Origin of the sequence: Occallatibacter sp. (genome assembly GCF_049802275.1) — a bacterium.
GTDB lineage: Bacteria > Acidobacteriota > Terriglobia > Terriglobales > Acidobacteriaceae > Telmatobacter.
In genome coordinates this window covers 1-12375 of record NZ_JBARMD010000168.1, presented here as the reverse complement: position 1 = coordinate 12375, position 12375 = coordinate 1, and the positions used below count along the sequence as shown (strand labels likewise).

Here is a 12375-nt window from a genome sequence, read left to right as displayed (position 1 = left end):
AAGACTGATGTTGTACTGCTGAATCGAGGTGGTGACGGTGAGATTGACGACGGGTTGGGTCATTGAGGGGTTAACAAATTGAATGGTGCCACCGGTAAGCACGAAACGGTTTCCGTGAAGAATGATGTCGCCGCCGGTGAGATTGGCGCGACCCAGGATGACCGGCTCTGCGACGGTTCCGCGTACCTGCAGGTTAGCTGATCCGCCGACACTGAGCGTGCGGCTGACGAGGTTCACATTATTTGATGAGTGCACCGCAAGATTGAGGGCGAGGTTCTGGGTGAATCCCTGCGAAGGCGGAGCTTCCACGCCGCCGGTGAGCTGATCGATAAAACTACTGAGATCGAATGCGGGTGTCAACGAAAGATCTGCGATGTTGACGTTGCCTCCGAGGAGGGCGGCTTGCGGTGATCCGGTGAGGCGGATATTTCCATCGATGGACTCGCGCAAACCTTGTGGGTAAAGCATGCGTATGTTGCGTGCGGCCAGGCCCAAATCGAATTGGACAGATGGGCGCAACGCGACTCCTCCTTGCGCTGTCAGCGTGCCGCCGCCCATGTTGCCTTGGAGCTGGGTGATGTTGATGCGGTCTTTGGTGATGGATAGTGTACCGTTGCAGTGTTGAAGTCCAACAGGCAGGTCGGGCGCGGAGAATGCGGCGTCGACCACGTCAATGGTTCCTGCAATGTCTCGGACGTTAGCTGCGCCGTAAGAGTTGACGTTGAGCTTGAGCTGACCAGAGGTTCGCAGGTCGGGATTGAAAAGCTGGGCAAGGTGCAGATCGACGGAGCCGAGCAAGAGAAGAGACATGGGCGCATTGCCGGCGGTTGGAATCGTCCCCTGGAATTGCAGATCGGTGTCGGTACCGTGGATCGAAGAGCGCTGCACGCTGATGGTTCCGTCTTTGTAGTCGACGTGAATGGGAGCGACGGCAGCGAGCTGCACGGTATTGCTGTAAGCGAGCTTGAGAACAGGGATCGTGACGTGCGCTTCGAGTAGCCGTTTGTCTTTAAGTGGACCGTGCAGTGTGGCGTGGAGTTCAGTCTGACCAGTGATGCTTGCAGCCTGATCGGGTGCGTAGGCTGCGATGAGCGGGCCGAGCGGAATGCCTTGCGTGTCGAGGGTGGCATCGGCGGGATAGTCGCCGGTGAGTGCTATCTTAGCGTTGGCCTTGATCGCTGTGTTCACCGCGGAAGATGTGAGCTGAGCGGTTGCCTGATGATTAGCGACGTTGGCTTGGAGGCGAATGTTTGAGATGGTTTGCTGCTGCACGACAAGGCGGGGGATCTGGATAGCTGCATCGAGTTGGGGATTGTCAAAGGTTCCCTGCCCTTTGGCGTCGATACTGACCACGCCGGCGGGACTGATGTTGCTGGTTTTGAGGCGTTGTAACTTGTCCAGATGGATTCCTGTCGATGTTAGTTCGGCGGAGTAAGTCTTGTTATTGAGACTGGTTGCTAACTTAGCTTCGATCGACCCTGCTGGAGCGGAGAGGTATAAGTTGGCATGCGCCGCGTCACCGCTGCCACTGAAGTTTGCTTTGAGTGACGAGATCGGTTCGCCATATGCAGCCGCATTGGTCAGAGTTAAAGAGCCAGTGCCTTCTGGGCTAAAAACGCTGCCGTGCATTTGGATGTTGGCAGCGAGGGTGCCAGTTGCTGGGATTTGCTGGCCAGCAAGTTTGGCGAGTTCGCTTATGTCAAGCTGCGATGCGTTGATCTGAAGTAGTACTGGACTCGATTTGGAAAACGACCATTTCTGCAATTGAGTGCTGGCGTTGAGTGTAAGGCGACCTTGCCCGGCTGGATCGAGTTCCGCATGTTGCAGGCTCAGATTCGAAGGACTTGCATCGATATTTGTGCGAACCAGTTTCCACGATGAGCCTTTGAGTTGAAGATTCTGAGCGGTGAGCTGACCGGCGAGATGCGGCGCGGAGGTTGAGCCGCGAACGATTCCGTTGAAGGAGGCTGTACCGGCAAGGCCAAGCGCTTGCATCGGCTGGCCCGGTACGGGTGTGCGGAAGAGATCGGCAATCGACTCGATTTCGCGCAGATCGTTCGCCTGGAGCTGAACTGCGAGGCTGGAGTTTTTGCTCACAGTTCCATTCAGGCTCAGATTGGTTTGCGGCGTGTGGAAGTAACTGTGGTCGAGAGCCAATTGCTGGCTCTCGCGCGTGTAGGTCGCGTGGAGAGCGCTCTCAATCGGGATTGGACTCTCAAGAGACGGGACACGTGACGCTTGCGATTGGGGCGCCTGAGTTGCGGCGAGCGTCGAGTATTGTGCTCTGACCATATCGGCGTGGATTGTCGCGTCTGTGTGCGCGCGGAGATCGTTGAAGGTCTTCCCCCATGTGGCCGTCGCAGTCGCGTTGAGTGTCCCTGCGATTTCGACAGGACCGGTGGAGGCGGCCGAGCCCATCATGCGCTTCACGCTTCCGAGTGAGATGCCGTGCAGAGCGGTGTCAAACTTCGAGCGCGAATCACCTCCGATATTCTTCATCGTGCCTTGGGCAGTCACTTCTCCCCCGAGAAGAGTTGCGCGGAAATCGCGCAACGTCGCGTCGCCATTGGCTAACGAATAGTGGGCGGCGATGTTTGAAATCTTGGCGTGAAGCGAGGAGGTCCTGGTGACCAGTTCGCGACTGGTGAGATCGCCCTGCACGGTAAGGCTTTGCAGAAGGGTGCGCCCGGGCATCGAGTGATACTTCGCGTTGCCGGAGACGGAGACCAGGCCTGCCGGTATGGTGGGGTCGTGCAGAATTCCGGCTAACTGCTGGCCATCCACCGTTGCGTTGTATTGGGCCTGCACAACGGGCGCGCTGTAGTTATTGATCGTTGCATTGAGGACGAGATTCGTGTTGCCGGATTGGATCTGCGCTCGCGAGAGATGGAACGTTGTTGGCGTGGCCTCAAATTGCAGGCTGACCGCGTGCGTGGGCGCCTGGGTACCCGCGTAGTTGAACCTGCCATCCGAATAGGCCAGCGTTCCGGAATACTTCTGCAGAACGCTGTTGAATTTAGCGTTGAACTGAACATTGCTGAGATCGAGCGCAAGGGAGCTTGGCTGGTTGTTATAGAAGACCGCTCCATTGGCGAGGACGGCGTGTCGAATGGCCAAATCGAATACTGTCGTGTTGCTGCTGTTGTTGCTGCTCTTGAATGTGGGAAGGTTGGAGACTCCGTTCTTGTCGACATATATCTGCGCGACAGGATTATCGATGCGAATGTTATCGAAATACCATTGGTGCCTGAAAACGGAGACGACGCGAACAGCTGCCTCGGCATGCTGCACCTGGAGCAACGGCGGATTGGGGTGCTGACTGGCGCCATCAATCGTGAGGCCGTAGAGGTCGGCGCTGAGGCTGAATAAGTGCAGATCCAAATTCTGAAGGCGTACGGGAACTCCCAGACTTGTCTCGGCCTGCTTCTGGATCAAGTTAATAAGATACGCGTGCCCGCGTGAGGTGTTCACCAGAATCGCGAAAACTACGGCACCAAGCAGGATGGGAAAGACGATGAATACGGCGATGAACCGTGTGGCGATGAGCAGAGGACGGCGAAGGGATCGAGGGGGTCGCGGTTCGTGGGGATCAGGAGCGCTGGTAGTGGGCTGCATGATTGTGAATTCCTCAGAATGCCTGGCCGATGCTGATGAAGTATTGTGTTGCGCTCACACCCGGAACCGGCTGGTTCAGATTGTGTCCGATGTCGATGCGCACTGGGCCGACGGGTGTGGAATAACGCAAGCCGATGCCGACGTTGTTCGAATAGAGCGAAGTGAAATCGTGAAAGCCGATGCGTGGAAATACATTCCCACCGTCATAAAACGGAACGATGCTGAGGCCTTTCTTCAGGGGGACCGGTATCCGGGCTTCGGCATTGATGACGAGCAGTTCGTTTCCTCCGCTGGGCACGCTGATCTGGGGGCAATCTGGAATGGTCTGGCCGGTACTGCACACAAAGACATTGCGCTGCGGCCCGGCACCATCGAGGGGGTATCCGCGCAGCGAATCGGCGCCGCCGGTAAAGAATGCCTCGCTCAAGGGAACGAAGCTATTGGCAAAAGGCTGCGCAAGACCGATGCGAATGCTATTGGCCCAAACGATATGGTGAAACTTCTCTTTGTAGAATGCAGCCTGCGAGGTCAGTTTTGCAAAGTCGACGTTGGATCCAAGCTTGGTCGAATAGACGTCTAGTTCAAGGGAGCCAAGCACGCCCTTGTGTTCGTCGAGAACATTGTCGCGTGTATCGCGCGTAAGGTTTGCTCCGAAACCTGAGAGTCGAACGTGCTGATCCTCAGGTGGAACGAGGTCAGGGATCAAAATGCGCGTAAGGTCTGTCTTGCTGAAGTTGTATTTTACGAAAAAGAGATTCTTTTTTGCGCTGTCGATGTACCGCTGGATCTGGAGGCTGCCGATCTCCTGTTGCGACGAGAATATCGGATTTTCTTCATTGCGCTCGGCAGAGAACGAAGCGGTGGACTTCCATGATGACCAGCGGAAGTTCGGATCGATGTAGTAGATGCCTGCACGCTGATCCAGCCGGCCTCCGAATGCGGTTACAGAAAGCGACTCGCCTTTGCCGCGAAGGTTGTTGCGTGTGTACTGCAGGCTTCCGCGCGGCCCCCAGAACGTAGCCTCGCTGGTCGTGTAATCGGAGGGTAGTCCAACGGGCGGAAGACCGGGCACCGCAACGGTTCCGCTGGGAACGCTTCCACCACGGTTGATAACTTCAAAGCCGAAGCCGTAGGTAAAGTCATTGCGCTTTGCTTCATGCACTTTTACGAGGACGTCTTCGTTCGTCTGCGTGGTTATCTGTCTTTTGGGATCGACCTCGGACCAATCGAAGACGCCGGTGTGGTTGTAAAGGTTGCTACCGGCTGTCAGCAGACTTGTTTCGGTGAGTGGCTGATCCGGTTTGATGAGCGCGATGTCCTGGTTGATGAGGCGCTGCTGGGTTCGAACACGGCCCAGCGTCAATATATCGCCGGTGAAAACGCGCGGGCCTTCGTAGATGTGGTAGACGACGTTGATATGGTGCGGATCGCTCTTGGATACCTGCGTGGCAGTTTCACGAAAGCTTGAAGAGAGATACCCCGCCTTCAGGTAGTTCGCAACGATTGAGGCGCGGTCGGCTTGCACGTTTGCCTGGGAATACGGCTGTCCCGCAGCTACCTTCAGCCCATCAGGCGCAAATTGCGATTGGGGAAAGGTGTGAGCACCTTCGATGGATAGCGCATTCACAATGTCGCGCGGGCCTTCCGCGATGCGGAAAGCAACCTGGATGTTGCCGCCGTGATTGACCACCGAAGAAGTGACCTCCACGCTGCTGAACCCTTGCGACTGGTAAACGGCCTTGAGATTGTTGATGCTGGTGCGAACAAGTTGATCGCTGAATTGGCCGTGCGAAAAGAGACGCTTCTTCTGCACGACGACGTGCGGCATAAGATCATCCGCTTTCAACTGTGATTCGCCGGTGATGCGCACGTCACTAACTTTGTGTTTTTTCTCCTTGGATACGTGATAGACGACGGTGCGAAGCTTTTCGTCTCCGGTCATATCTGACGTTACCTTCACGTCGAAGTAGCCCTTCTTCTGGTAGTAGGAGATGAGTGCCCGCTGTCCTTCCTGCACGGTTTCTTCATCTACGCCGACGCCCTGGTACTCGGGCAGCAAGGCCTTCTTTGTCCACGGCCAGAGGTGTGCACCGGCGATGAGCACGTGAGTCTTGGCGCCTGGGTTAACGCTGAAATGAATATCGGCGCGATTAGTGTCTGCATGGTACTCGGCGCCTTCAAGTTTGACCTGAGCGGCAAGGAATCCGTCCTTCCGCAGACGGTCTTCTATATAGTTCGTCGCCCTATTGAGCGTGGCGCGATTATAGGTTTTGCCATTGCGAATCGCCGCTCCGCGAAGACGGGTAAAGAGCGTGGTGAGACGATGCTCCAGATCTGTGGATTGAGCGGGGGGAAGGCCGGCGATGTCGATGGCACCGAACTTTGCCCTGCGGCCAAGATCGGAGTGAAAAATCACGTTTACGATCTCATGCTGGACATCGATTTTGAGCTCGGTTGAGACCTGGGCCTGAAAGTAGCCCGTCTGCTGAAAGAAGCGCATCAACGATCGGCGATCGTGCTCAACTTCAGTGGCATTGTACGGAGACTGACTGACATAGTTCGCGACCTGCACCAGCCGGGGATAGGCAAAGCGCTCAGCACCCGGAAACTGAAAGATGCCGTAATAGACAGCCGGCTCAATCACGAACAGGACGCGCAGCCCTTTGGCTTCGGGTTCCACATGGACGCGAACATTGCGAAAACGGCCAGCGGCTTTGAGAGCGGCTGCAGTACGGTCGACCTTTTGCTTGTCGAACGGCTGGCCGGGTTGTTGCGCGAACTCCGATGTGAATTGGGCAACCTTAAGGTCGGGGCGTCCAGCGATATCGATGGTCGTGACGGGCTGGCCTTCGTAAGAAGCCAGAATCTGCTCAGTCGGCGGCGTGTCGGAGTCTTGCGGGATCTGGGCTCCAACTGCTGCGGATAGAAATGCAAGCACGGATATGGTCAGCACAATGGGAAGCCATCTGGCGGCTCGCGCGTGGCGCGGAGCAGTTCCCTGCGCAGTTCCGGTTTGAGACTCCATTGGAGTTTTGGATGCGAGTCGGAAAGCCCTGTTTGCTCAGTGCGCCGATGCTTTGATAGCGGACACAGTGTTTTCCCGGATGGAAGGATTGCATAATACCCAATGATCGGCGTGGGGGCCGGACTATCGATCCGGTGTTGCCGCGCATCCAAGGCAAAGTGATCGCTGCTTTCGATTCGAGGGGCTTATCTCTGCCGAGAGATCCAGCGTCGATCCGCGATTGAATCGCCGGGAACGGCGAATCTGGGAGACCGTGTCTCACTTCCCGCTCGAATCGCTCTGGAATCTTCAGGGAGTTCCGCCCAGGTTGATCATCAAAAGAACGTGGAAGGCGCTGATCGAGGATCGCGTATTCGGTCATTCGGCGGAGCTGGGATTCTATTTCCTATTTGCGCTATTTCCCACGCTTCTTTGCGCAAGTTCCGTCCTGGGCCTGGCGGCCCGCTCTGCCTTCCAGTTCTATGACAAATTGCTCGATTACCTCGCGGTGGTGATCCCTACGGCGGCATTGGGAACTGTGTTGAGCACCTTCAATGAAACGACGGCTGCTGCCACACCGGGCAAGGTTACGTTTGGGCTGATCGCGGCCATCTGGTCGGCGTCGGTGGGAATATCGGCAATCCAGGACACACTGAATGCGGTATACAAAATTGACGACTCGCGATCGTATATCGCGGCGCGCGTTCAGGCTATCGCACTGACGATTCTGCTCACGATCATCGTGACGCTTGGACTGGCCTCCATGCTGCTGGGCGACTATTATGCGCGAATGGCAGATCGTAGCATCTCTGAACTGCTGGTGCGCACGGCCACAGAACTAGGCATCAGGTTAACAAGCTGGATCGTGGCCACCGCGTTGCTGGCACTAACATTTGCGGTGCTTTACTACTGGGCGCCGGATTGGAGAAAGAGACGCTGGCACTGGCTGACGCCGGGCGGATCGGTTGGCATTACCGGGTGGCTGGTGGCGTCGTTTGGCCTGCGCCTCTATCTGCACTTCTTCAACAACTTCACCGTAACGTATGGGTCGCTGGGAGCTGTAATCATCTTGCTGACGTGGTTCTACATCACCGGGTTGATGCTGCTGCTGGGGGCAGAGATTAACAGCCAGATCGAAGCTGCCGCGGCGGAGAGGGTTCTGCCACCATAGGCCACCCTCAAGTCTGTACAATTTTCCCGGAGCCGAACTGGTAGCTTCGCTTCCCTACATTTTGTATCGGCCAAGGTCCTCATCATTGAGGCCTTCGAGCCAGCCGCGGAGTTCTTCGGCCGTGGGGCCTTCTGGTGGACCGGCCATATTCAACTTTGCTGATTGCATGACTTGTTCGGATACGAAAATAGGACAGTCAGCGCGGAGCGCCAGCGCGATAGCATCCGACGGGCGTGCGTCCATGGTCATCAGCTCGCCGTCCTGGCGAATCCACAGAAGTGCAAAGAAGGTATCGTCTCTAAGTTCCGTAATCACTATCTTTTCCAGCCGAGCATTCATGTTGCGCATGAGATTCCTGGCCAGGTCATGAGTCATCGGTCGCGGAGCTGACACTTTCTCTATCTCGATGGCGATTGCGTTGGCCTCAAAGATCCCAACCCAGATGGGCATTACAGTGTCGGAGCCGACGTCTTTGAGCACGACGATCGGCATGTTTGTGGATGGATCCATCATCAAACCGCGGATTCGCACTTCTATGTCCATGGGCGCTCCCTCTCTCGCTACTGCCTTAAACGGCCTCTCCGACGAGGCTGTTGGGAAATGTGTTTGTGATTCTCACCTTCATATAGGAGCCCGGTGCCGGCGCAATGGGCAGAGATGTCGTGAAGTTGACCGGCTTGTTCTGGGTACTTCTGCCGGAAATCTGGCCACGGGCCGGATTTGTACCCTCGACCATCACTTCCATTTGCTCCCCTAAATGCATGGCGTAGTTCGTTCTCTGGATCTCTCGTTGTCGATCAAGTACGACCTGGAGTCGCTTCGCTTTCTCTGTCTCGGGAACGGAATCGATCATGGTCAAGGCCGGAGTGTTGGGCCGGCCGGAGTATTTGAAACCGAAGACGCAATCGTACTGGACCTCCTGCAGCAAGTCCATAGTCTGGATGAAATCGTCAGGGGTCTCTCCAGGAAACCCAACGATGATGTCCGTCGACAGCGAGATCCTTCGCTTCGCTGACTTAATCCAGCTGATGCGCTCAAGATACCAGTCGGTTGTGTATTCGCGGGCCATCATTTTCAAGACGCGCGATGAGCCGGACTGAACCGGGAGATGCACGTGATCGCAGAGGGTTGAGTAGGCGTCGATGGCTTCGACGATGTCCCGCGTGAAATCGCGGGGATGGCTTGTAGTAAACCGCACGCGGCGGATGCCCGGGACCTGGCCGACGGCTGCGAGCAACTCGGCGAAGCTCAACTTCCCTTCCGGATCGCGGTAGCTATTGACGTTCTGGCCGAGGAGTTGGATTTCGGTGTATCCCTGGTCGGCGATACGGCGCGCTTCCGCCAGCACCGAGACTGATCCGCGGCTGCGCTCTTTGCCTCGCGTGTAAGGGACCACGCAGTAGGCGCAGAATTTGTCGCAGCCTTCGATGATGGTGATGTATCCGCGATAGGGATTCTGACGCGAAGTAAATTCGGTTTCAAAGGTCTCGTCGGTCTGCCGGTCGTCGAGTCCAGTGATGCGGTTCTCGCCAGCTTCGAGGCGGCCGAGCATCTCAGGGAGTTTGCGGTAGGAAGCTGATCCGGAGACGAGTGAGACATAGGGCGCTCGCTCGAATATCCGCTCGCCTTCCTGCTGGGCAACACACCCCAGCACCCCAAAGCGTTTGCCGGCCTTGTGCAGCTTCTTGTAGTCGTTGAGGCGGTTGAAGACTTTCTGTTCGGCTTTATCGCGGATGGAACAGGTGTTGTAGAGGATCAAGGCCGCGTCTTCTTCAGTGTCGACTTGGCGGTAACCTTCGTGGAGCAATGTGCCAATGACCTTTTCGGAGTCATGGGCATTCATCTGGCACCCGAAAGTTTCAAGGTAGAAGGTTTTTTCGGAGGCCATAGCAAGTTTGAGTATAGAGCATTTCTAGAACGTAAACTTTTGGAGCAGGCGCATCGCCTTGATCGGCTCGAATCGATGGAAAACCGTCCAATTCTGAACACGAGGCGCCGGAATCGTACAGTGTTTTTGAACGGTAGCCCTTCGTTCCGAACATCAAATCAACAACTTGCGTAGCTATGCTATTGGGCTTCAGCTTGCTTTACTGAAGCCGAAGCCCAGGTGCGCCACGGCGCAGAATCCCCGGAGGTTCCTCTCAATGGCAATTGAAGTTCAGGGTTTGGCTCCGATGGTGCAGGTGTTTGATATGCCGCGATCGATTCGGTTCTATCGCGACGTGCTGGGGTTCACGGTCACGGAGAGGTCCAAAGCGATGTCGGACGATCCCGATGACGTGAACTGGGCGATGCTGCGGCTTTCGAATGCAACGATCATGCTGAACACAGCCTACGATCCGGACGATGTGCCGGAGGCACCCGATGCGGGACGCTGGTCTGGGCACCAGGACACTTGCCTCTATTTCGGATGTCCCGATGTGGATGGCGCCTATCAGCATCTCGTGGCACAAGGCTTTGAGGCCAGTCCGCCGAAGGTGGCGTGGTACGGCATGAAACAGCTCTATTTGAAAGACCCCGATGGGTTCGGTATCTGCTTCCAGTGGTCCGCCTGACGATCTCACGTTGAAGGAGCGCACATGAAGACGGTGTTCCAGGATATCCGTTTCGGTATAAGGCAGTTGATCAAGATGCCCGGGTTCACCCTCACGGCAATTGTTTCGCTGGCACTGGGAATCGGAGCTACAACAGCGGTATTCAGCGTTGTCTATGCGATCCTGATGGACCCGTATCCATACAAAGACCCGGATCGCATGATACATATGCGTCTGACGATGCCATCGGGTGATCTGAACGGCTTTGGGGTGACTGGTTCGCAATGGCAGGAACTCCGCAAGTCGCCCGTAGTGGAGGATACATTCCTTGAAGATGACTGGAGCCTGACAGTCACAGGCGCCGATCTCCCGGAAGACGTCCAGGGCGTTTATCTCAGTTCGAACGGGTTCAACTTTCTGGGTGTACCAGCGGCGCTTGGTCGCGGGTTGCAGCCATCAGATGCGATCGACGGTCAGGATCCGCAGCCGGTTGTCGTGCTCGGCTACAAGTTCTGGCAGAGACACTTCAACGGCGATCCGTCCGTGCTGGGCAAGACGATTCAGCTGTTGCGCAAGAACTACACCATTGTTGGTGTTTCCGGCGCGCGCTTTACGTGGGGTGACGGAGACGTCTACCTGCCGCTGAAGATTACCGGGGACCAGGTGAAGGGATTCTATGCGGGCATTCGACTGAAACCCGGCATTACGCATGCACAGGCCGACTCCGCGCTTGAACCACTCCTTCGTCAATTCGCAAAGGAGACGCCGAAGCATTTCCCGCAAGATTGGAAGCACCTTCATGTGGTTGGTCTCAACGAAGATTTCGTCAAGCAACTCGGAGGCACTCTCTACCTGTTGTTTGGTTCGGTTGCTCTGCTGCTGCTAATTGGTTGCGGCAATGTCTCCATTCTGCTTCTTGCCCGGGCAACGGCGCGGCAGCACGAGTTTGCAGTGCGTTCGGCTATCGGAGCGAGCCAGTCGAGGATTGTCCGCCAATTACTCACGGAGTCTCTACTGCTTTCGCTCACCGGTGCAGGGTTGGGCCTTCTGCTCGCTTACAAAACCATCGCTGTGATTGTGGCCAATCTTCCGGAATTCTCGTTCCCTCATGAAGCCGCAATTCAAATCAACGTTCCTGTGCTGATCTTTTCGATTCTTGTCGCGGTGACTACCGGGATTCTGTTTGGGCTGTGGCCGGCCTGGCAGCTCTCCCGGCCCGAAGTCAGCCAGATCATGCAATCGAATACCCGCAAGACGACTGGAGATGTGAAGGGGCGCAGAACGCACTCAATCCTGATTGGCGGCCAGATCGCGCTCACGCTGCTAATGATGGCAGGCGCGGGCGCGGCGATTGAAGGTTTTCTAAAAGTAGCGAACACCAGGCTCGGTTACGATCCGCACGACATCATGTCGGTTGGAATTCCGATACACGACGGTTCGTACAAGACATGGCCTGAGAGAGCCGCCTACTTCGAACAATTGTATGCAAAAGTGTCAGCGGTTCCGGGTGTGAAACTCGCAGCGGTCTCGAGTAACGCGACTCCGCCAGACAATGGATTCAAGACCAAGTTCGAAATTGTGGGCAAGCCCTCTTCCGGGGACCAATCGATACGTTTCAATATGGTCAGCAAGGAGTATTTTCCGGCATTGCGAATTCCGTTGATGCAGGGAAGATTCTGGGACGAAGCAGAAACCCGCCGCGGCGCAGCTATCACGGTGGTGAACCAGGCCTTCGTGAAGCGCTACTTCCCTGCCGGTGATGCTGTTGGTCATACGATCAAGGTTCCGGAATTGAAGCCTCAGCCTCCTTATTTGCTGACGGCACCGGGCATCGAAGATGGTTTGCTGATTGTGGGTGTTACCGGGGACAAGCTTGATGAAGGCCTTTCCAAGCCGGTCTTCCCGGAAGTGTTCGTTCCCTACCCGGTGGCTATGGGAATGTATGTGCAGGTCCTCGTCCGCGCTGACGGATCGCCGCTGAAATTGTTGCACTCCATTCGTGCGGCGGTGAATTCCATCGATCCCGATCAGCAGACAAACAATGATGTGCG

Annotated in this window: 7 protein-coding genes; 3 read left to right on the top strand and 4 right to left on the bottom strand. The window is 56.1% G+C overall.

Features of this window, described 5'->3' with window-relative positions:
* Both WA354_RS05370 and WA354_RS05365 read right to left on the bottom strand, forming a co-directional pair.
* Nucleotides 1-3615 (bottom strand): translocation/assembly module TamB domain-containing protein (locus tag WA354_RS05370; protein WP_472811982.1); only part of this gene is annotated, 3615 nt, incomplete at its 3' end.
* 13 nt (nucleotides 3616-3628) lie between these two features.
* Nucleotides 3629-6568, bottom strand: coding sequence for a BamA/OMP85 family outer membrane protein (locus WA354_RS05365; RefSeq protein WP_472811981.1), 2940 nt, complete (start codon nucleotides 6566-6568; stop codon nucleotides 3629-3631).
* A 379-nt stretch (nucleotides 6569-6947) separates the two neighbouring features.
* On the opposite strand from WA354_RS05365, the gene WA354_RS05360 reads away from it, so the two are divergent.
* Nucleotides 6948-7790, top strand: coding sequence for a YihY/virulence factor BrkB family protein (locus WA354_RS05360; protein ID WP_472811980.1), 843 nt, complete (start codon nucleotides 6948-6950; stop codon nucleotides 7788-7790).
* 54 nt (nucleotides 7791-7844) lie between these two features.
* Here the strand turns inward: WA354_RS05360 and WA354_RS05355 are convergent, their stop codons facing one another.
* Nucleotides 7845-8333 (bottom strand): bifunctional nuclease family protein, encoded by a 489-nt coding sequence (locus WA354_RS05355; RefSeq protein ID WP_472811979.1) that lies wholly within the window; start codon nucleotides 8331-8333, stop codon nucleotides 7845-7847.
* A gap of 25 nt (nucleotides 8334-8358) precedes the next feature.
* A complete protein-coding gene (miaB, locus tag WA354_RS05350; protein ID WP_472811978.1) occupies nucleotides 8359-9678 on the bottom strand; it encodes a tRNA (N6-isopentenyl adenosine(37)-C2)-methylthiotransferase MiaB in 1320 nt (439 codons plus the stop codon).
* 256 nt (nucleotides 9679-9934) lie between these two features.
* On the opposite strand from miaB, the gene WA354_RS05345 reads away from it, so the two are divergent.
* Nucleotides 9935-10345, top strand: coding sequence for a VOC family protein (locus tag WA354_RS05345; RefSeq protein WP_472811977.1), 411 nt, complete (start codon nucleotides 9935-9937; stop codon nucleotides 10343-10345).
* Nucleotides 10346-10369: 24 nt separating this feature from the next.
* Nucleotides 10370-12375: ABC transporter permease (locus tag WA354_RS05340; protein WP_472811976.1), on the top strand; the 2006-nt coding region annotated here is incomplete at its 3' end.